The 19,301-nt window shown below is 57.4% G+C and carries 21 protein-coding genes; 13 read left to right on the forward strand and 8 right to left on the reverse strand.

Translation table 11 applies throughout. From position 1 onward, the window contains the following. The first annotated feature begins 29 nt into the window (after nucleotides 1-29). Nucleotides 30-803, forward strand: coding sequence for an energy transducer TonB (locus tag G7W63_RS00715; protein WP_166251620.1), 774 nt, complete (start codon nucleotides 30-32; stop codon nucleotides 801-803). 20 nt (nucleotides 804-823) lie between these two features. Here the strand turns inward: G7W63_RS00715 and grxD are convergent, their stop codons facing one another. Further along, nucleotides 824-1,150 (reverse strand): Grx4 family monothiol glutaredoxin, encoded by a 327-nt coding sequence (gene grxD / locus G7W63_RS00720; RefSeq protein ID WP_166251623.1) that lies wholly within the window; start codon nucleotides 1,148-1,150, stop codon nucleotides 824-826. 392 nt (nucleotides 1,151-1,542) lie between these two features. On the opposite strand from grxD, the gene G7W63_RS00725 reads away from it, so the two are divergent. Genes G7W63_RS00725 through G7W63_RS00735 form a run of 3 tightly spaced genes read left to right on the forward strand, consistent with a single transcriptional unit; the run spans nucleotide 1,543 to nucleotide 4,825 of the window. Next, nucleotides 1,543-2,778 carry an aspartate aminotransferase family protein gene (locus G7W63_RS00725; RefSeq protein WP_166251626.1) on the forward strand — a complete coding sequence of 412 codons (1,236 nt, stop codon included), beginning with the start codon at nucleotides 1,543-1,545 and terminating at the stop codon, nucleotides 2,776-2,778. A 58-nt stretch (nucleotides 2,779-2,836) separates the two neighbouring features. Beyond that, nucleotides 2,837-3,751: an ornithine carbamoyltransferase gene (argF, locus tag G7W63_RS00730; RefSeq protein WP_166251629.1), complete on the forward strand. Its 915-nt coding sequence runs from the start codon at nucleotides 2,837-2,839 to the stop codon at nucleotides 3,749-3,751. Between the two features lie 3 nt (nucleotides 3,752-3,754). Beyond that, the gene (locus G7W63_RS00735; protein ID WP_166251632.1) at nucleotides 3,755-4,825 is read left to right on the forward strand and encodes an ABC transporter ATP-binding protein; all 1,071 of its coding nucleotides are present in this window, start codon (nucleotides 3,755-3,757) and stop codon (nucleotides 4,823-4,825) included. Between the two features lie 186 nt (nucleotides 4,826-5,011). Here G7W63_RS00735 and G7W63_RS00740 read toward each other — a convergent pair whose 3' ends face one another. The 6 genes from G7W63_RS00740 to G7W63_RS00765 form a co-directional block, all read right to left on the reverse strand. Next, nucleotides 5,012-6,586 (reverse strand): ATP-binding protein, encoded by a 1,575-nt coding sequence (locus G7W63_RS00740; protein ID WP_166251635.1) that lies wholly within the window; start codon nucleotides 6,584-6,586, stop codon nucleotides 5,012-5,014. 55 nt (nucleotides 6,587-6,641) lie between these two features. Beyond that, nucleotides 6,642-7,373, reverse strand: coding sequence for a response regulator (locus G7W63_RS00745; protein ID WP_166251638.1), 732 nt, complete (start codon nucleotides 7,371-7,373; stop codon nucleotides 6,642-6,644). 255 nt (nucleotides 7,374-7,628) lie between these two features. Then, a complete protein-coding gene (locus G7W63_RS00750) occupies nucleotides 7,629-8,084 on the reverse strand; it encodes an FKBP-type peptidyl-prolyl cis-trans isomerase (protein WP_166251641.1) in 456 nt (151 codons plus the stop codon). After that, complete coding sequence (locus G7W63_RS00755) at nucleotides 8,084-10,285, reverse strand: acetyl-CoA hydrolase/transferase C-terminal domain-containing protein (RefSeq protein WP_166251644.1); 2,202 nt, start codon at nucleotides 10,283-10,285, stop codon at nucleotides 8,084-8,086. Before G7W63_RS00755 ends, G7W63_RS00750 begins: the two co-directional genes overlap by 1 nt. 187 nt (nucleotides 10,286-10,472) lie before the next feature. Beyond that, nucleotides 10,473-10,790, reverse strand: a complete 318-nt coding sequence (locus tag G7W63_RS00760; RefSeq protein WP_166251647.1) for a hypothetical protein — start codon at nucleotides 10,788-10,790, stop codon at nucleotides 10,473-10,475. Between the two features lie 253 nt (nucleotides 10,791-11,043). Next, nucleotides 11,044-12,081: an NADP(H)-dependent aldo-keto reductase gene (locus tag G7W63_RS00765; protein ID WP_166251650.1), complete on the reverse strand. Its 1,038-nt coding sequence runs from the start codon at nucleotides 12,079-12,081 to the stop codon at nucleotides 11,044-11,046. Nucleotides 12,082-12,285: 204 nt separating this feature from the next. Between G7W63_RS00765 and G7W63_RS00770 the strand changes: the two genes are divergently transcribed. Further along, entirely contained in the window at nucleotides 12,286-13,503 is a 1,218-nt protein-coding gene (locus G7W63_RS00770; protein WP_166251653.1) for a glycosyltransferase family 4 protein, read from the forward strand. After that, a complete protein-coding gene (locus G7W63_RS00775) occupies nucleotides 13,472-14,041 on the forward strand; it encodes a phosphatase PAP2 family protein (protein ID WP_166251656.1) in 570 nt (189 codons plus the stop codon). Before G7W63_RS00770 ends, G7W63_RS00775 begins: the two co-directional genes overlap by 32 nt. Before the next feature lie 6 nt (nucleotides 14,042-14,047). On the opposite strand, the gene dinB is transcribed toward G7W63_RS00775, so the two are convergent. Further along, nucleotides 14,048-15,112, reverse strand: coding sequence for a DNA polymerase IV (dinB, locus tag G7W63_RS00780; RefSeq protein ID WP_166251659.1), 1,065 nt, complete (start codon nucleotides 15,110-15,112; stop codon nucleotides 14,048-14,050). A 117-nt stretch (nucleotides 15,113-15,229) separates the two neighbouring features. Here dinB and G7W63_RS00785 point away from each other — a divergent pair, with 117 nt between their 5' ends. From G7W63_RS00785 to G7W63_RS00815, 7 genes are all read left to right on the forward strand, one after another. Further along, a complete protein-coding gene (locus tag G7W63_RS00785) occupies nucleotides 15,230-15,523 on the forward strand; it encodes a DUF1244 domain-containing protein (RefSeq protein ID WP_166251662.1) in 294 nt (97 codons plus the stop codon). After that, the gene (locus G7W63_RS00790; RefSeq protein WP_166251665.1) at nucleotides 15,520-15,909 is read left to right on the forward strand and encodes a HopJ type III effector protein; all 390 of its coding nucleotides are present in this window, start codon (nucleotides 15,520-15,522) and stop codon (nucleotides 15,907-15,909) included. Before G7W63_RS00785 ends, G7W63_RS00790 begins: the two co-directional genes overlap by 4 nt. Next, on the forward strand, nucleotides 15,906-16,664 hold the full coding sequence (gene minC / locus G7W63_RS00795; RefSeq protein ID WP_166251668.1) for a septum site-determining protein MinC: 759 nt from the start codon (nucleotides 15,906-15,908) through the stop codon (nucleotides 16,662-16,664). Before G7W63_RS00790 ends, minC begins: the two co-directional genes overlap by 4 nt. Nucleotides 16,665-16,702: 38 nt before the next feature. Continuing rightward, nucleotides 16,703-17,512 carry a septum site-determining protein MinD gene (gene minD, locus G7W63_RS00800; RefSeq protein ID WP_166251671.1) on the forward strand — a complete coding sequence of 270 codons (810 nt, stop codon included), beginning with the start codon at nucleotides 16,703-16,705 and terminating at the stop codon, nucleotides 17,510-17,512. A gap of 6 nt (nucleotides 17,513-17,518) precedes the next feature. Then, nucleotides 17,519-17,770, forward strand: a complete 252-nt coding sequence (minE, locus tag G7W63_RS00805) for a cell division topological specificity factor MinE (protein ID WP_166251674.1) — start codon at nucleotides 17,519-17,521, stop codon at nucleotides 17,768-17,770. Between the two features lie 212 nt (nucleotides 17,771-17,982). Next, on the forward strand, nucleotides 17,983-18,717 hold the full coding sequence (locus G7W63_RS00810) for an START domain-containing protein (protein WP_166251677.1): 735 nt from the start codon (nucleotides 17,983-17,985) through the stop codon (nucleotides 18,715-18,717). A 42-nt stretch (nucleotides 18,718-18,759) separates the two neighbouring features. After that, nucleotides 18,760-19,254: a CBS domain-containing protein gene (locus G7W63_RS00815; RefSeq protein WP_166251680.1), complete on the forward strand. Its 495-nt coding sequence runs from the start codon at nucleotides 18,760-18,762 to the stop codon at nucleotides 19,252-19,254. Nucleotides 19,255-19,301: the final 47 nt, after the last annotated feature.

Consider the following 19,301-nt stretch of genomic DNA (forward strand, 5'->3'; position numbering starts at 1 on the left):
ATCCTGAGACCCGAGATGACCGAAACGCCATGCTCTATTCCGGCAAACCAGACAGTATCCCGGCCAAGTACCGGATTGCTCTAGCCGTCTCCCTCGCGCTTTTTTTCCACTCTCTTCTAGGCGCACTGATCGCATCGAACCTCCCCGAGCAGCCGCCGCAGGACACTTCTGAGCTGAGCTTTATCCTAGTGCCAGCAGGTGCCAACGCCAGCAAGGCATCCCCAGCCTCGGCACCCGCCCCCAACGATGAACCTGAACCTGACGAACGGCGCCAGGGCAAACTTATCCAGGCTGTAAAACCCTTAACTTTGCCAACCCCTGCGCCAGCAGAGACGACCGGACACCCAGGTTCCGCAGAAGCCCCCTCAGAGGACAAACCAACTGAAGCTCCTGCTCCTGCCTCAAAAGAGGCGGCGCCATCCACCGCAGGAAAACCAAGCCCGGTCACTGGTGAAGACGAGGCAGAAGTAACCGAGGTGGGGCCTGATGAAGACAAAGAAACGGATTATGAAGCTGAACTGGCGCGAAAAATATCAGCCGAACTGGGCAGGGCATCGGTCCGCCTGCCTTCGGCCTCTGCCCGAAAACAGCTGAAACCCATAAAGCTGGAGGTTGAATTGATGACAAACGGGACGTTAATAGATGCAAGGATAACCGACAGTTCAGGCAATCAAGGTCTCGACCAGTCAGCAGTAAGGGCGGCCCTTAGAGCCAGCCCCTACCCTGAACCACCTGAAGAGGACCGTTCTGGCGCGCTGCGCTACCAAGTCAGGTTTCTGGTTGAGCCCGATTTGCCCCAATGATCTGACAGGAGGCTACCTTCTCAAGCTTCTGCCTTGTTCGCAGCGCCCTTGACCATTTCAGCCAACTCTCCGCTTTCAGCCAGCTCGAGGACAATGTCACACCCGCCGACAAGCTCGCCACCAACATAGAGCTGGGGGTAAGTTGGCCAGTTCGAGTAGGCCTTGAGCCCTTCCCTCAGTTCCTGGTTGTCAAGAATATTGACGAATGCAAAGCGCTCGCCGCAAGACATAAGCGCCTGCACAGTCTTGGCGGAAAACCCGCATTGTGGCGCCTGGGGTGAGCCCTTCATGTAGATAATGATCGGGTTCTCTTCAAGCTGGCCCTTGATGGTCTCGTTAATGTCCATGCTTCACCTACCTCTGAATCAACCGGTATCGAAATTGACTGCTTACTTATCTTTATCGTTGACTCATTGTACACACTGGGGCGATTCGGCACCAAGCGCCTTACGCACGGTTGGTTTCTCCAACCCTCTTCTGAGAAGGGGTGAATGGCAGAAAGCGCGGCACAGCCCCGCCGTAGCCCATCCCATTGTCATTATAAGGGTTAACCGCTAGACTTGGATTCGTGCCTGGTTTTCGGGCTATCAGAGCAGTTCCCGTCACGTTATCTTGCCGGTGCGGTCCGCAACCCGGTCTGTCGTCGTTTTCGGAAATCGGTCACGACGGGGCCAGCTGCTTCCGAAATCTCTGACGATATGGGCCGGGATTCGGCATACAAGCACCACGGGGACCCACCATGGCGGATCAGCCGCTACTCAACACGTACGGCCGGTTGCCGATCATCTTTGATCACGGGCAAGGTCCCTGGCTGTTCGATATCGAGGGGCGCCGGTATTTTGATACCTTTTCAGGCATCGCTGTCTCGGGGCTCGGACACTCCCACCCGGCCGTCACCAAGGCCATTCAGGTCCAGTCTGAGAAACTCCTTCACTGCTCCAATCTGTTCCATACTGCGATCCAGCACAAACTGGCCCAGGAGCTCTGCTCGTACTCCGGAATGGATGGTGTTTTTCTTGCCAATTCAGGTGCCGAGGCAAACGAGGCAGCCATCAAGCTTGCCCGACTTTACGGTCACGGCCGAGGAATTGATGCGCCTGCCATAGTGGTGATGGAGCGATCATTCCATGGCCGCACCCTAGCCACCCTGACGGCTACCGGCAACCGCAAGGTTCATGCGGGTTTTGAACCGTTAGTCAGCGGCTTCATCCGGGTACCCTTCAACGACATCGGCGCCCTGGAGGCAGTGGCGAGCTCGAACCGGAACGTGGTGGCGGTATTACTGGAACCCGTGCTGGGTGAAGGCGGCCTCATTCTCGCCGACGAACAATGGCTGCGGGACGTACGAAAGCTCTGTGACCAACAGCACTGGCTGATGATGCTTGATGAAGTCCAGACCGGTAACGGCAGGAGTGGCCAGCTGTTTGCCTACCAGCATTTTGGTATCTTGCCGGACATTGTCACCACCGCCAAAGGCCTTGGCAACGGTTTCCCGATCGGAGCCTGCCTGGCCCGGGGAAAGGCAGCCCATCTTTTCAAGCCCGGGCACCATGGCTCTACCTTCGGCGGCAATGCTCTGGCCTGCGCTGCTGCCCTTGCGGTTCTCGACACACTGCACAGCGAACACTTGATGCAACGGGCCCGCGATCTGGGTACACGCATTGTCGCGCAGCTTGAAAAAGCGTTCAGCGGCGTTGATTACGTAAAGGCCATAAGAGGGCTGGGGTTAATGATAGGCATCGAAATGACGTCGGAGTGCCCGGAACTGGTGCCACTGGCAAAAACCCAGGGCCTGCTGCTGAATGTAACCTCGGAGCGGGTCATAAGACTCCTGCCAGCACTGACCCTAACCGATGCAGAAGCGGACTTCATGGTTGAGCGGGTGGTCCGCATTATCAAGCTTTACGCCGGAGATGACCGTCAGCGACCCCGCACGCCTCCTCCCCCTGAAGGCAGACGTGGTACCAGCCACTGAGTCAGCGACATCCGCGAGCCATTAACAACTCTCTAATATCTTGATGAAAGGCAAAGCTATGCCAGTAAGACATTTCCTGACATTGAACGACTTCTCGACCGACGAGCTCTACGACGTCCTCGACCATGCGAGCAAGCTCAAGCGGGACTGGCGCGCCGGAAACGTCAGGGATAGCCTTAAAAACCGCGTGTTGGCGATGATCTTCGAAAAGTCATCAACTCGCACCCGGGTCTCATTCGAAGCCGGTATGGCCCAACTGGGCGGCTCGGCACTGTTTCTGTCTCCCCGTGATACCCAGCTTGGCCGGGGCGAACCTATCGAAGACTCATCCCGGGTTATTTCCAGTATGGCGGATGCGGTGATGATCCGGACATTCGACCATCAGACAGTCACAAGATTCGCTTCTGTTGCTAACTGCCCGGTCATCAATGCTCTAACCGATGACTATCATCCCTGCCAGCTACTGGCAGATATGCAGACTTTCCGGGAGCACAGAGGAGACATTCGAGGTGCCACCGTGACCTGGGTTGGCGATGGCAATAACATGTGCAACTCCTACGTCAACGCCGCCCAGCAGTTCGGCTTCCAGCTCAGAATAGCCTGCCCCCCGGGTTATGAGCCGGACCGACAGTTGCTGGAATCGGCTGGCGACCGCGTCGCTGTATTCAATGATCCCCACGAGGCGGCACGTGATTCGCATCTGCTGGTTACCGATGTATGGGCCTCCATGGGCCAGGAAGACGAGCAGACCACCCGGGCACGCACCTTTGCCAGCTATCAGATAAACCCGGACCTCATGGCCATGGCACACCCGGATGCCATCTTCATGCATTGCCTTCCAGCCCACCGGGGAGAAGAAATATCCGAGCATATGCTTGAACATCCAGCCTCGGTGGTCTGGGACGAAGCGGAGAACCGGCTTCATGCCCAGAAGGCCCTGCTGGAATTCCTTATTCTAGGGGAGCTGGAATAGGCCATGGCCCTTGACGAGATGATACCCGCCGACTGGCTGCTGGAAGTCGACCACCTGTCTTGCGGGTATGGGGACGACACCATTGTCCATAACGTCAGCTTCGCCCTGGGTCAGGGTGACATCGGCTGTCTGCTGGGCCCCAGCGGTTGTGGTAAAAGCACGATCCTGAGGGCCCTGGCGGGCTTCCTGGGCATTACCCATGGTGAGATCCGCCTGGAAAAATCAGTGATCAGTCTGCCAGGGCGTAGCTTGCCCCCCGAAAAGCGGCGTATCGGCATGGTGTTCCAGGATTACGCACTCTTTCCACACCTCAGTATTGCCGACAATGTCGGCTTCGGATTGCGCCACCAAAGCAAGGCCGACCGTCGCCAGAAAGTCTCTGAGCTGCTTAAACTGGTCCACCTACAGGATCTGGCCAATCAGTTCCCCCACGAGCTTTCCGGTGGGCAGCAGCAAAGAGTGGCTCTGGCCCGGGCATTGGCGCCAGAACCGACCCTGATACTGCTTGACGAGCCCTTCTCCAACCTGGACGCCGATCTGCGGCGCAGGTTGAGCCTGGACGTCCGGGACATCCTCAAGACCCTCGGGATCAGCGCCATACTGGTTACCCATGACCAGCAGGAGGCCTTCGCCATGTGCGACCAGGTGGCGGTTCTGAAGGACGGCGAAATACAGCAGTGGGACGTGCCCTACAATCTCTACCACGAACCTGCCAATCGTTTCGTGGCCGGTTTTGTCGGACAGGGCGGATTCATTCCGGGCACGACTGCCAGGGATGACTCGATTGACTCGGAGCTGGGCCGGATCAAGGGTAACCGGCTCTCACATTGGCCGGAGGGTACGCTTGTGGATGTGCTCATCCGACCGGACGACATCGTCTACGATCCTGATTCGGACCTGAAACCGAAAGTGATCGAGAAAACCTTCGCCGGGACTTCGACCCTATACCGCTTCAGGGTATCGGAAGATACCGAGTTCGAAGCCCTCTTTCGCAGCCATCTGGACTTTCACCTGGGTGAACAGGTACCTGTCCGAGTTGAAGCAGAACATCTTATTGCCTTTGCACGGGCCTGAACGGCAGGCATAAAAAAAGGGCCGGAAAAACCGGCCCCTAAATGACGAATGAAACAAGGAAAGTTCGTAAGAACTACAACCTCAAAAGTCATCCCTTACGCTTTGAATTATTGCCCGTCCGGCGGCTTTCATCAGTGGTGGTTCTGTAGTGACTTTGTTACATCAGGTGAGCCTGCGAGACCCTGTTCACACCTCATCGTCATCGGGCTTTTTGCGCGGCCATACAAGGCTGAACCGGGCACCTCCCAGTTCGATGCTGCGATTAACAAAGGCCTGGCCACCGTGCCAATAGAGAATGCGGCGGACAATGGACAGGCCCAAGCCATAGCCTCCGGATGTCCGGGTCCGGCTATCGTCTAGCCGTGCGAATGCCGTAAACACTTTCTCCCAGTCCTGCTCAGGAATGCCGGGGCCGTCGTCTTCCACATCAACACGGCAGGTATGCTCGTCAAGCTGACATTGGACCCGCACCCGGCTGTCGGCATAACGGGCTGCATTGCCTACCAGGTTCTGAATGGCCCGATGCAGATACCGGGGCTCAACATCAGATTGCGCCCAGCGCTCCGCCTGCTCGGGGATAACGGCCTCAATGGCCACACCGCTGTGGATCAGCCGCTGCTCGTCCACAACCTGTCTTACAATATCGGTAACCGAGCGCTCCTGTAGCGAAAAAACAGGACCGCCCTGCTCCAGACGTGCATAGGTAAGTATCTCGTCGATCAGCTCATCCAACTCCTGGATGTCGCCGTCAATTCCGTCCAGTTGCTTCTGCAGCGCCACACTGTCTTCACAGTCTTCGATCATTTGGACGCCGAACCGGATCCGCGCCACCGGCGTCCTGAGCTCGTGGGACACGGCGTGGATCATTTCCCGCTGCACGCCCACCAGACGCTGTATATGCGAAGCCATGCTGTTAAACGCAAGAGCAAGCCTGGGGACCATCGCCGGATCAGTGGCTTCCACCCGCGCATCCATTTCACCCCGGGCAATACGAACCGCGACCGACTCAACGGCGCGAAGATTATGGTCAACCCGGCGTAGAAACAACCAAAGGCCAAGGGCCAGCACCGCGACTACCACAAGCACCAGCAGCAACAGGACCGGCCAGGCCCAAGGGTTGAACGGAGCTGCCGCGGTCACTTGCACAAGCTCTCCGTCCGATAGTCTCAAAAGCACTTTGGCCCGCTTATCAGAATCAGCCTGGTAATACGCAATATTGCGCTCGATGACCCGGCCGAGCACTTCCGGTGGTGGGACCTGGGCCGCATGGTCGACCCGCGTAATACCTACTCCCAGCGCGACCGCAAGGTTGTCCATAATCGCTTCGCGATCGGCCGGGAGAGCCGCGTTCAGGTGTGCCAGGGCAATAAGTCCCGTTGCCTCAGAGACACCCTGGTAAAGGTCGTTGAAACGCATCTCCAAGACTACACCCATGGGGTCTGCGGCCAGAACCCTCGGGCCTATGGGGCTATCAAGGGTAAGAACGTGGCCGTAAAGAAGTCGTTCTTTCAACACCGGGGACAGCGTCAGGGAGCCATGCTCCAGAGCCTGGAAGTCGAACAGGGTTGGCAGCCAATGGTATTTTGCCTGAGGCTCGGGTACAGCGGTAAGCCAGCGCATCAGCGGTGCTGGCAACTGCTCCTGCCAGGCCTGAAGGCGTACAGAATTGACTCCCGTCAGGAGCAGCGCATTCAGCACGCACACGAGCAGAATCAGTCCGGCCAGCCGGAAGAACAGTTTCAGGAAGAACTTCAGGGGCATGGGGCCCACCCTGGAAACGGACGCCTGCCAAGGGCAGACGCCAGTAGCTGGAGATTCAGGCTTCTTTTACGAACAGATAGCCCTTGCTGCGCACTGTCTTGATACGACGGGGATGAACAGGGTCATCTCCGATCTTGGGCCGTATGCGAGACACCCGAACATCAATGGAACGATCCTGACCATCGTATTCAATGCCGCGAAGCGCCGTGAAGATTTCCTCCCGGCTCAGGACCCGCCCGGCACTGCTGGCCAACAGCCAAAGCAGGTCGAATTCGGCACTGGTCAGATCAATGCTCTCGTCATTGAGCCAGGCCTCTCGCATTGCCCGGTCAACAACCAGATCATTGAACTGCAGCCTGACCGGCTCCTCTTTGCTCTGGGCAGCCGCTTCATTGGCATTCGAATTTTCCGTTACCCGCCTCAGCAACGCACGAATGCGGGCAAGAAGCACCCTTGGCTTGACGGGCTTGCCAACATAGTCGTCGGCACCCATTTCCAGCCCCAGCACCTGATCCAGATCTTCTGTCCGGGCGGTCAACATGATAATCGGGCCCGAAAAGAACGGACGTACCCGGCGGCAGATGGACAGGCCATCTTCACCAGGCAACATCAGATCCAGTACCACCAGATCCGGCTGCTCGTTCTTGATGCGCTCGACGGCATGCCCACCATGAGGTTCATGGGTTACCGTGAGACCATTGCTCTCAAGGTACTCCCGCGTTAAATCTGCAAGTCTCTCATCGTCTTCAACGATGAGAATACGCCAACCCTCGTTTGTCTGTTCCACGCGTCCATCTCTGATCTTGTTTTTACCGTTACAGGGGACCCTTTATGGCGATCCGCCTGACCCATGTTATAGCCGAGTCTTGCAGTTCCCTCATCACCCGGTTTAACTCGTTATCAGTTTCCAGACCGAAGCTTCTGATAATCCAGTTCTTCTTAGCGACAATACAGGCAACTTCCTGTAACAGCAATCATACATGCAGCTTGGAAAAATACATGGAAGCCACGTCTGGTTACAGAGTGTGACATGCCTCACCGGTTATTGGGGACGATCGAGAGCCAATTCCTCGTCAGTGGCTTCCCTAACCTGAATGATTTCAAGGTCGAAGTAGAGCGTGAAGCCGGCCAGCGGATGGTTCGCATCCACGTGCACAAGATTGCCATCAATGGCGACGATCTTGACAACCTGGGCCTGCTCGCCGGTATTGGTCTGAAAGGTCATGCCCACCTTCAGGTCCTCGACACCCTCGAACGCGGAACGAGGGACTTTACGAACAAAATCCGGATTATGCTCGCCGTAGGCCATCTCGGGCGGAACAGTCACTTCCAGGCAATCACCAGGGCCTCGTCCGACAACCGCTTCCTGAATGCCCTTGATAACTCCTTCCGAGCCCTGCATGAAGTACAGTGGCTCTCCCCCTTCCGAGGTATCGACCACTTCGCCTGCGCGATTCTTGAGGCGGTAATGAACGGTGTATACAGCGGGTCTTTGCATTATGTCTCCTGACTCCCAGAATCTGATAGTTTGCCGGTGCTATGAAGGCCGTGGATCAGCAGGCGCTGATTGATGCGCTCCCCCAGGCTGTGGGGATGCGCCAGCTGCATCCGCTCCAGGTAGGGTTGCAGCTCCGGAGCATTGGTATCGGTCCGCAAGGCGTGCCAGAGGGTGGCGATCTTGCCACTTCGAGTACTTGTTGCAGATTTAAGGGTTCGCAAGGCCTTGCCCAGGGTAAGTTCAGTATCGGTAAAGGCCGAGCCGAACGGGAACGCCGGAAACCATTCCGGGCCGGCCTTCTGAAGGCTGCGGGTCACGAATCCCGGTGTGTTCTGGCACCAGTCCGCCGGCATTCTGAATGACTGCGATACTTTGCCCGCCTTCTGGGCCCGCTTCAGGAGCCCGGGCTGGAACCGGGAGTCAGCAATGCGAATCAGGGCCAGGTAGACCTCCTCATCGCTCTTTCCCCGCAGGTCTGCAATGCCGTACTCGGTAATGACGATGTCTCTCAGGTGCCTGGGGATAGTGCAGTGGCCATAACTGAAAACAATGTTCGATACGGTTTTGCCAGCGGATTCACGGGTGCTGCGCAGGGATATGATCGAGCGGGCGCCAGGCAATTCATGGGCCATGGCGACAAAATTGTACTGTCCTCCGACCCCGCTTACCACGCGACCATCATCGAGCCCGTCCGAGATAGCACCCCCGTTAAGAGTATGCATCATGGCAGAATTGATGAAACGGCTGTGCTGGCGCTGGGCGGTTTTCAGTCGTTGGTCGCCCAGTCGATGATTGTAGAGGTCATTGATGAAATTGACACTGGTCATGCAGATGCTGTCCTGCTCCGCTGGCGTGAGCTCCCTCAGCCGCTGGTAGAAGGCTGCCGGGCCAAGGTAAAAGCCGCCATGGAGTACGACGCCGCTCTGAAGCCGCTTCCCCAAGCCAAACGCCACCAGGCGCTGGCGCGCTTCCTCATCGTCCAGGTCAGGCTCAAGGCTATGATCTCCGAACACCAGGCGCCCCCCACGGAAGGACACACCAGGATCGAGAATGCCGTATTGCTGGAGCCACTGGACATCCCGGGCCCTTAAGGGTGAATCGACGAGCTCATGCTCCCGCAACGCATCAAGCATCTCAAGCGTCACTTCCTGCCCGATCAATCCTCGGTTTAGCAGTTCCTGAAGGCCAGCGTGATCGAATACTTCCCGCTTGAGAACCCCGGCATCCAGCAGATGAACAAAGCCATCCACCATCATCTCACTGCAGCCGTAGAGGCCCTTCTCAAACACCCCTTTGTCACCCCACTCCGCAGCTACCGGGTAGCGCTCGGCAATCTGGAGGTCGGCATACAGAGCCTGCCATTGCTGATTATGCTTGTGTCGAAGGATGGCACTGTGCACCACGGCCGCACCTAGGGAGCCAATCCCCACCTGAAGGGTCCCGCCATCTTTCAGTAGCGTACTGGCATAGAAGCCGATCAGGTGATCGGACGGGCTGATTGCCATCTGCGGTACCGGAAACAGCGGGTAGTCCAGGGCGGGTTTGTCCAGCAGGATATCGAAGCTGCTGGATGGCACTTCGGCGTCACGGGCCATGTATGGCAGGTTTCGATTGGTCTCGCCTACCAGCGCGATCCTCTTGCCGTCAGCCCTGGCCTTGCCGAGCTCTATGATGAGGTCGAGAGACAGGTCGGGGTTACAGCTCAGGCTCAGATTCTTGCCCGGAACCTCGCCACTGGGCGCAACCATCTGTGCAACCACATTGACGCCCAGGTTCATCAGGTCGCGAACCGCATGGGTGTAGTTGGTACAGACGTAATTCTGTTGCTGTGAACGATGATTCAGGAAACTGCCTGCCCGGAAAAAGAACTCGGAGACTTTGACATTGTCTGGCAGCTTGCCCTTAGTCACCGCTGCAGCGTATTCAAGCTGGGGAATGTCGCCAAACAGTCGCTGGACAAACGGCTCGAGAAAGCGTTTCTCGAGGGCCGATTTTCCTGCAGGCGCCAACATCGAAATGGCCGTTACGATATGCAGCTTCACTGAAGGGTCGTCACAGGCGCGGCGATAAAAAGCATTCGCCAAATGAATCGGCTTGCCAAGCCCCAACGGAAGCCCCAGCACAATTTCTTTCCCGACCTGATCAATAATCCTGTCGATGCAGGCATCGGGGTCTGCCAGCGTAATTGGACTTTCCGCCATAAGGTCACGCTCCGTGTACACAATGATAGACGCACATTTCCGAGCGCACCACGCGCTGGGTTCAGGCGTGAATGATCACATGCCGGGACGGAACAGACAATGCAGAGGCTGGGGATAGCCAAACAGGGAAACAGGCGGGATCAGTCAGTCAGGCAGCAAAGCCAAAACAGCAAATGCTGGGTAGAGGTTAAAAGTTCCAGCGTAAATTAAGGCAGGCGCCTTCTTCAATCAAGGCCAGACCATGGTCCGGAGTGGCTCCGTAAGAGGCGTATTGCCGTCCTTCATGGTTCTTGCTGAAGCGCCAGCTCAGCAAACGGGAACCCAGGGTTGTGATCACATCTTCTTCCTGCTGGTCGTCGAAATTGCCGGACATGCGTTCCTGCAACTCTTCCAGTTCTTCAGGATAGAGCTCTGCCACAATCGTCGCTCGCTCACCTGCCTCGGCCCGCACCACGAAGGCGACCATGTTCAGCACAAGAAGCAGTAGAAAAAGACGAATAATCATAACCGGCCTGACCCATAATTTGAGGAAGGAATAGTAGGGATCTCTCAGGCTAAAGTCTAACGTTTAAAGGCCCTTTAACTGTGATTTTACGCACACTTACTCGGCAATTTTGTCAACGGACCGACGCCGTTCTGTCAACTTTTAGGCGCTGTTTGTAAACTTTTGCAAACAGGTTCCGTGTCACCCGGTTTCGGAACACTTGCGTAAAGGCCAGGTGAGCACGTGTAAACCGGGGGTTCGCACCCCCGGAACATCACGGACAGGGGTAGGTGAACTCGGAATGCAGCTCTTCTATGGCCTGCAACAGGTCGTCGTTCAGGCACACCGAGGCCGAGCCGATGTTTTCCCGGAGCTGCTCAAGACTGGTCGCACCTATGATGTTGCTGGTGACAAAATCCCGGTCGTTTACGTAGGCCAGGGCCATCTGGGTCGGTGACAGGTTGTGCCTGCGGGCCAGAGCAGCGTAGGCCCGGTTTGCCGCTTCGGCCCGCGCTCCAGCATAGCGACTGAACCGTGTATAGCGGGTCAGCCTGGCACCTTCCGGCTGCTGGCCATCAAGGTATTTTCCGGTCAGCACACCGAATGCCAGGGGTGAATAGGCCAGCAAGCCCACCTGTTCCCGATGCGCGATCTCGGCACCACCAACCTCAAAGGTCCGGTTAAGCAGGTTGTAGGGGTTCTGAATGCTGGCCAGCCTTGGCCACCCTCTCTGTTCAGCCAGCTTGAGGTAGGTCATGGTGCCCCAGGGCGTTTCGTTGGAGATCCCCACGTGCCGCACCTTGCCTTCAGCAACCAGCTCAGCCAGCGCAGACAATGTTTCCTCAATGGGCGTCGCATCCTCATCCGGGTTGTGCCGATAGCCCAACTGGCCGAAGAAATTCGTGCTCCGGTCGGGCCAATGCACCTGGTACAGATCCAGATAATCGGTCTGTAGACGCTTCAGACTCTGCTCACAGGCTTCCCTGATCTGGTTTCGTACCAGGCGCGGTCCGTTGCGCAGGTAGCTCAGGCCATTGCCTGGCCCGGCCACCTTGGACGCTATTATCAGGTCATCCCGGCGTCCCCGGCGGCTGAGCCAGTTGCCCAGGTAACGCTCGGTCAGGCCCTGGGTTTCAGCCCGGGGTGGCACCGGGTACATCTCTGCCGCGTCGATAAAATTAATGCCCTCAGAGATGGCCAGGTCAAGCTGGTCAAAGGCCTCCTGCTCGGTATTCTGCTCACCCCATGTCATGGTGCCCAGACAGATCTGGCTTACTTCGAGACCGGTACGTCCCAGCTTGCGGTTTTGCATAGATTTCTCCAATGAATGCCTCAGGCCGAGCGGCCACCTCGTTCAGAACTCCGATAACTCAGAACTCCGGTAACTTACGAAGCCAGGTTTAAACGGATTGTCAAAGTCCAGCCCCGGGAATGTCATAAACGTTTTTCATAGTAGCAAAACCAGAACCGCTTATACGTGCTTGAGAGAAAAGCGACCAGCAAGCAGGAAACTGTCATGACAAATCAAAGCAGGACTGAGCGCTGTAATGGCAATATCGTAGTGATCAGTGAAACCTTCGCTCCCGAGGTCAACGGCGTTGCCAATACCCTGAAGTATCTTTGCCAAGGGCTGCTGGGACGCGGGTTTCGGGTCACAGTTGTCCGCCCCCGACAGGCTGCGGACCCAAAAACCTCGAGAACAAACACCGGAAATGCTCTGTTCACTGAAGAGCAGCTTGTCCATAGCCTGCCTCTGCCCGGGTATCCGTCGCTTCGCTTCGGACTGGCTCGGACCTCCACACTCGCTCGCCAGTGGCGTCAACGCCAGCCTGATGCCGTCTATGTAGCTACCCAGGGGCCTCTGGGCGTGGTGGCCGTGGCGGCGGCACGACGCCTTGGCATACCGGTCTTTTCGGGTTTTCACACCAACTTTCACAGCTACAGCAGACACTATGGCGTTGGCTTCCTTGCCGGGCTTATATGCCAGTACGGCCGGTGGTTCCATAACAGAACCGACATCACGCTCGCACCCTCCCGCAAAGCCCTGCAGGCTCTCCATACCATGGGGATAGGTCCGACAGCGCTATGGAGCCGGGGCGTGGACTGCCAGCGCTTCACACCCCAGAAACGGGATATGGGCTTACGACAGGCCTGGGGGCTCAAGCCTCTGGACCGGGCCTTCCTGTATGTTGGTCGGCTGGCGCCGGAGAAGAACCTCGCTATGGCGGTGGCAAGTTTCGAAAGGATCCGCAGCCTTTATCCCAGCGCCCGTTTTGTGCTGGTGGGGGATGGCCCCCTGGGCCCCCGCCTGGCGGCCCGGCATCCGGACTATATTTTCTGCGGTACCCTGCAGGGCGAAGCTCTTGCCCGACACTACGCCTCGGCAGATATTTTCCTGTTCCCCAGCAAAACGGACACCTTCGGCAATGTGGTTTTGGAAGCCATGGCGAGCGGACTCGGTATCGTGGCCTATGACGACGGCGCTGCAGGCGAGCATATCCGTAGCGAAGACAATGGGTTGGTGTCGGCACTGGATGATGACTCAGGCTTTACAGACCATGCCATGAAACTACTGGAACAACCCAGCCTGCTTAGCCGCGTGCGCACCCAGGCCCGCCGGGATGCTCTTGAACTGCGTTGGACACAGGTAATCGACCAGTTCGTGAATATTGTACTCAGCAACCATATAAAGGGCCGCCAGAATGACGTCAAGCAGAGCCTCCAGACTATTTGAGACCATAGACCAGAGAGAGTTTGCGTTTTGCCAGAGCGTGAACCGGAGCCTGGCCGTACCCGGAATTCTGGCTTATTTCCGGGTTGTAAGTCGCCTGGGGGACGGCTGGCTCTGGTACCTGGTGATTTTGGCATTACCCATCATCAGACCCGCCGAGGGCTTTGCCCTGGCCCTGCTCATGACCGTTAGCGGACTTTCTTGCACGCTTACCTATAAATTCCTTAAGAGCCGCCTTGTCCGCGAGCGGCCTTTTATATCCTTTCCCTCCATAAACTGCGGCATTCCGCCGCTGGATCGCTGCAGTTTTCCCTCCGGACACACTCTCCACGCAGTGTGCTTTACGGTGGTGCTTGCCATGACCGCGCCGGCCTTCGCCATCGCCCTACTGCCGTTCACCCTGAGCGTAGCCGCTTCGCGGGTAATACTGGGCCTCCATTACCCCAGCGATGTCCTGTTCGGGGCGCTGATCGGAGGCAGCCTGGGCGCATTGGGCACGGTCATGCTCGGGCCGGCGTTGGTCGGCTATTTCGCAATCTAGTCCGGCTCAGTCGAACAGCCTTAACTGGGTAACAGGAGCCTCATCATTACGGAACCTGACTCCAAGCCCGAGCAGACGCACAGGGCGTGAGGCATCGACCATCAACTCCGATAACAGGGGCGCAAAATCGTCACTGGCAGGCTCGGCGATGCCGTCACGAACCCGCTCCAGGGTATGGGTCGAAAAATCACTGTATCGGATCTTAACGAACAACTTGTGGATCGGTTTGCGCCCGCCCTTGCGAACCAGCCGCTTGCCAAGGTCGTCCACAAGCGCGCCGAGCACCTGCTCACAGGCGGACTTATCCGGCAGATCCTGGGAAAAAGTCCGTTCCACACTTACCGACTTGGCGATCCGGGTCACCATGACCTGGCGGTTGTCCTCCCCATGGGCCATCTCCCAGAGCCTGACACCCTGGCGACCGAACCGCTCCACCAGAAACTCGGGTTTGACCTGACGCATGTCGCCGCAGGTGGTCAGCCCCAAGCCATGCAGCTTCGCTGCGGTCACCTGTCCCACGCCATGCAGTTTCTCTACCGGGAGGTTTTGTACAAAATCGAAGACCTGTTCCGGCCGGATGATGAACAGGCCATCGGGCTTCTGCCAGTCACTGGCGATTTTGGCCAGGAACTTGTTGGGTGCGACGCCGGCGGAGATGGTAATGCCCACCTCATCCTTTACCCGCCGGCGCAGGTATTCCGCCATCAGGGTAGCGCTGCCACGATGGCTCTCAACCTCACTGACATCGAGAAAGGCTTCATCCAGGGACAAGGGTTCTACCTGGTCGGTCAGTTCCCGCAGTATGGCCATCACCTGCTGCGACACCGCCCGGTACCGCGGCATGTCCACTGGCACCGTCACCAGATCCGGACAACGGCGCCGGGCCTCGGCACCGGGCATGGCCGAGCGAATGCCGTATTCCCGGGCCCGGTAATTGCAGGTAGTGACCACACCGCGCCCGCCCTCGCCCCCGACGGCAAGCGGTACATTGCGCAAGATGGGGTCGTCCCGCATCTCTACCGCTGCATAGAAGCAGTCGCAATCAAGGTGAATTATCTTGCGCTGTGTCATGGCAATAGCGGCTCATAGTAGGCACCTGTATGCTTATACAGCCTTGTATCTTACGGTAACATGCCGAGAATGTCAGAATTGCTTACGTGGACCCCCTTACCGACAGAGCGAGATACCATGGACAATAATAAGCGCCCAGCTACCCAGACCGAGATCGAAGCCGCTGCGTTTCGCCATCTGGTCAAACATCTCCAGACCCACACCGAGGTACAGAATATCGACCTAATGAATCTGGCGAGTTTTTGCAGGAACTGCCTAGCGAAATGGTATCGCGCCGAGGCCGCCGAACGGAATGTCGAAGTCAGCTATGATGAGGCCCGGGAGCACATCTACGGCATGCCCTATGAAGACTGGAAAGCCCGCTTTCAGACTGGAGAAAAACAACCTCATACGGAAGGAGGGTCGTCATGATCCTGAGCCGGGCAATGCAGATTCATCTGGCTGCCCTGGGTGCAGGCCGTGCCGACTTCGAGGACACTCTGGCTTTGGTTGAACGCTTTTTCAACTATACCCCGACCGCTTTTCGCAATAGCCTCCTGCATAATGGTGCCGGTGAGAACGAAGGTTCCTGCAAACTTTTTGCCCTGGCCCAGCACTGCAATCTCAACGAAACGGATACGCTGGCCTGTTTTGGGCGTCATTATCGCCACGTTCTGGAAAACCCCACCGGTGGTGATCATGCTAATATCCGGCAGTTTATGGGCACGGGCTGGTCCGGCATTGCGTTTGACGCCATGCCGCTCCGCGCTCGGCCAGCCGACGAGACCCAAACCCCCGAGGACAAGACCGCATCATGACCGAAACCGCTACCACCGGAGCGCAGCAGAGTTTTCAGCTCAAGGGTGCGACCGTTCCCATGACATCTTTGGAGCTCCTGTATTTCGACAGTGACTCCTTTGAGGCCACCTTGCGGGACAAGATCCGCCAGGCCCCCGGCTTTTTCCGGGATGTACCCCTGGTGATCAGCCTCGAAAAGTACCAGGGTGCAGCTAACGAGCTGGATTTCTTCCAGATGATCGGCATCTGCCGGCGACACAGCATCCATGTGGTCGGGGTTCGAGGCGGCGATGACGATCATAACCGGCTGGCCCGGAATGCCTCCCTTGCGCTGATACCTGCTGGCGCCGTACGTGAACGTCCGGCTCCGGAACCGGATGACAAAATCGTAACCGAGGATGTCCAAACGCCGGCATCCACCCCCCAGGCAGCGTCCCCGGTGGCCGCTCGTATCGTGACCCAACCGGTGCGCTCGGGACAGCAAGTGTACGCACCGGAAGGCGACCTGGTCATTCTGGCACCCGTTCAGGCCGGTGCCGAAGTGCTGGCCGCGGGCAACATCCATGTTTACGGACCGCTTCGGGGCCGGGCCCTCGCCGGAGTCCATGGCCTGGAAACAGCCCGGGTATTCTGCCAGTCCCTCGAGGCGGAGCTTGTGTCTATCGCGGGACACTATAAAATCTCGGAAGATCTTCAGGACCAGGGCTGGAAGTCCGCGGTCCAGATCCAGCTCAGGGACAACTTGTTAGTGGTAACGCCCCTCGACAAGGCCTGAAACCGACTTAATTCGAATCAGCAAACAGGACTGCAACCTTGGCTAAAATCATTGTCGTTACCTCAGGAAAAGGTGGCGTAGGTAAAACCACGACCAGCGCCTCAATCAGTACCGGACTGGCCCGTCGCGGTCATAAAACGGTGGTGATTGATTTCGACGTGGGCCTGCGCAACCTGGATCTCATCATGAACTGTGAGCGGCGGGTCGTGTACGACTTCGTCAACGTCATCCAGGGCGAAGCCACCCTTAACCAGGCCCTCATCCGCGACAAGCGGGTCGACACGCTTTACATCCTGCCTGCCTCCCAGACCCGGGAAAAAGAAGCGCTGACGCAGGAAGGGGTCGAGAAAGTCATTACCGAGCTTTCCAAGACCTTTGATTACATCGTGTGCGATTCCCCGGCTGGGATCGAACATGGCGCGCTCATGGCCCTTTACTATGCCGACGAGGCTATTGTCGTTACCAACCCGGAAGTATCTTCCGTTCGCGACTCCGACCGGATCCTGGGCATCCTGCAGAGCAAGTCACGGCGGTCCGAACTGGGGCTGGAGCCAGTCAGGGAACACCTGCTGCTCACACGGTACAACCCGGCACGGGTGGAACGGGGCGAGATGCTGTCGGTGGCTGATGTGGAAGAAATTCTTGCCATCCCTCTACTGGGCGTCATTCCGGAGTCCCAGATCGTGCTTAACGCCTCCAACCAGGGCCTACCGGTTATACTTGAAGACGAAAGCGATGCGGGCCAGGCCTATGAAGATGCAGTGGCGCGTCTGCTTGGCGAGGAGCGGGAACACCGCTTCCTGACCGGCCAGAAAAAAGGATTCTTTTCACGGATGTTCAAGGGGTGATGACGGATGAGTTTCTTCGATTACTTCAAGAGTAAGAAAAACACGTCCGCCAGTGTGGCCAAGGAGCGCCTGCAGATTATCGTTGCCCATGAACGTGGCCAGCGGGACCTGCCGGATTACCTGCCACAGCTCCAGCAGGAACTGTTGGCGGTCATTCGCAAGTACGTGCAGATAGATGATGACATGGTGCAGGTCGAACTTGACCGCAACAAGGACTGTTCGGTACTTGAGCTGAACGTGACGCTGCCGGAACACTGACATTGTTGCGCACTGGCCCCGGCAGGCAACGTCGGGTCAGTGCGCCTCGGTGCGCCCACCCGTCAAATCAGGCCAATCCGTCCGTTTCTTTTCTGCAAACCCCTGCCTGCATCACAAACCAGGAGCTGGCTTTCTGGCCGGCTTCCAGCCCATGTTAAACTCCGGAGCCTATGCACTTAATCGCCTGCTGGCCGAGCTCAGGGAGCTTCCCGATGCCATACACGTTTACCCGGATCGCCTCCGGCCTCATGATTCTGGGCCTTGCCCTGTCACCTCTCGCCCTGGCTGAACTGCCGGCAGAAGATGCTGACTGGCAACTTCAGAAGCGGGAGGGGGACATCCGTATTTACACTATTGATCATCCTGATTCGAAGTTTGAGGCCTTCAAGGCAGAGGCACTTCTCGATGCGCCCCTTGCCAACGTTATGGCGGTGATGATCAACCCCGGTTCCTGCACGGAGTGGGTTCACGGCTGTGTCGAGTCCGAGGCGTTCGGTGATGGCGACTTTCAAGAACGTTATGCCTACTCCGTTAACGATATGCCCTGGCCCGTTACCGACCGGGACTATGTGATCCGGATTCAGACCGAGGGCGATGAAGGCTCAGGGGAAGTGGTCATGCACCTTAATGCGGTGCCCAACATGCGGGATGAAGAGGAAGGCCGCATTCGGGTGGATCAGTCCGATACCTTCTACCGATTCACGCCGCAGGGCGGCCAGACTCGTATGGTCTGGCTGCAGCATACCAACCCTAACGGCTCTATCCCGAGCTGGCTGGTCAACTCCCTGGTGGTGGACATTCCCCTCAAATCGATACTGAGACTGGAAGCGGTGGCTCAGGAAGCCCGTTACCAGAATCATGAGCTGCACTTTGATGAGGAGGGCAATCTCACCGCAGTTGTGGCCCCGGAAGAATCAGGTGATGACGAATCGGATGCGACCCGCTAAGCTCGATGGTAACCAGGTTTCACCTCAGCAGGACCGCGTAGCATGACTGTTCTCGCCCACGAGATCATGACCCCCAGCGTCAAGGCCGTACCTCAGTCCTGGACCATGGAGCGGCTGGCCCGCTTCCTGACGGATAACGAAATCACCGGCAGTCCGGTCACCGATGACGAGGGCGAGATCGTCGGCATTGCCACCCTCAAGGACATCACCGAATTCCGCTGGTCTTCCAGCCGTCCGGATAGCCACCAGGCTGATCTGACTCCCGAGGAAGAACAGGAGGCACGCCGCCTGCGCATGGCTATTTTTGAAGAGATGGGCAAGGTACCGGTGGAAGTCCGCGATATCATGACGCCAATCGTGCTCTGTGTTGACGAGTATACGGCGGTGAAACACATCGCCGACCTGATGATGAAAGAACACGTGCACCGCATTTTTGTAACACATAACAAGAAAATCACAGGCATTATTACCACCTATGACATGTTAAAACTGATCTCGGACAAAGCGCTGACCCAGCGCTGCGCCAGCGACGAGTGAGGCCGTCCCTGAAGTTCTGAGCTCAGCTGAACGAAGTACTGAACAGA

Origin of the sequence: Marinobacter salicampi, assembly GCF_011074795.1 — a bacterium.
Taxonomy (GTDB): Bacteria; Pseudomonadota; Gammaproteobacteria; order Pseudomonadales; family Oleiphilaceae; genus Marinobacter; species Marinobacter salicampi.

Coding starts and splice junctions, on each gene's coding strand:
- argF (WP_166251629.1), top strand. CDS start 2,837: ATGCCAGTAAGACATTTCCTGACATTGAACGACTTCTCGACCGACGAG.
- G7W63_RS00725 (WP_166251626.1), top strand. CDS start 1,543: ATGGCGGATCAGCCGCTACTCAACACGTACGGCCGGTTGCCGATCATC.
- grxD (WP_166251623.1), bottom strand. CDS start 1,150: ATGGACATTAACGAGACCATCAAGGGCCAGCTTGAAGAGAACCCGATC.
- G7W63_RS00815 (WP_166251680.1), top strand. CDS start 18,760: ATGACTGTTCTCGCCCACGAGATCATGACCCCCAGCGTCAAGGCCGTA.
- G7W63_RS00785 (WP_166251662.1), top strand. CDS start 15,230: ATGGACAATAATAAGCGCCCAGCTACCCAGACCGAGATCGAAGCCGCT.
- G7W63_RS00755 (WP_166251644.1), bottom strand. CDS start 10,285: ATGGCGGAAAGTCCAATTACGCTGGCAGACCCCGATGCCTGCATCGAC.
- G7W63_RS00750 (WP_166251641.1), bottom strand. CDS start 8,084: ATGCAAAGACCCGCTGTATACACCGTTCATTACCGCCTCAAGAATCGC.
- G7W63_RS00715 (WP_166251620.1), top strand. CDS start 30: ATGCTCTATTCCGGCAAACCAGACAGTATCCCGGCCAAGTACCGGATT.
- G7W63_RS00765 (WP_166251650.1), bottom strand. CDS start 12,081: ATGCAAAACCGCAAGCTGGGACGTACCGGTCTCGAAGTAAGCCAGATC.
- G7W63_RS00770 (WP_166251653.1), top strand. CDS start 12,286: ATGACAAATCAAAGCAGGACTGAGCGCTGTAATGGCAATATCGTAGTG.
- G7W63_RS00735 (WP_166251632.1), top strand. CDS start 3,755: ATGGCCCTTGACGAGATGATACCCGCCGACTGGCTGCTGGAAGTCGAC.
- G7W63_RS00790 (WP_166251665.1), top strand. CDS start 15,520: ATGATCCTGAGCCGGGCAATGCAGATTCATCTGGCTGCCCTGGGTGCA.
- G7W63_RS00810 (WP_166251677.1), top strand. CDS start 17,983: ATGCCATACACGTTTACCCGGATCGCCTCCGGCCTCATGATTCTGGGC.
- minE (WP_166251674.1), top strand. CDS start 17,519: ATGAGTTTCTTCGATTACTTCAAGAGTAAGAAAAACACGTCCGCCAGT.
- G7W63_RS00760 (WP_166251647.1), bottom strand. CDS start 10,790: ATGATTATTCGTCTTTTTCTACTGCTTCTTGTGCTGAACATGGTCGCC.
- dinB (WP_166251659.1), bottom strand. CDS start 15,112: ATGACACAGCGCAAGATAATTCACCTTGATTGCGACTGCTTCTATGCA.
- G7W63_RS00775 (WP_166251656.1), top strand. CDS start 13,472: ATGACGTCAAGCAGAGCCTCCAGACTATTTGAGACCATAGACCAGAGA.
- G7W63_RS00740 (WP_166251635.1), bottom strand. CDS start 6,586: ATGCCCCTGAAGTTCTTCCTGAAACTGTTCTTCCGGCTGGCCGGACTG.
- minC (WP_166251668.1), top strand. CDS start 15,906: ATGACCGAAACCGCTACCACCGGAGCGCAGCAGAGTTTTCAGCTCAAG.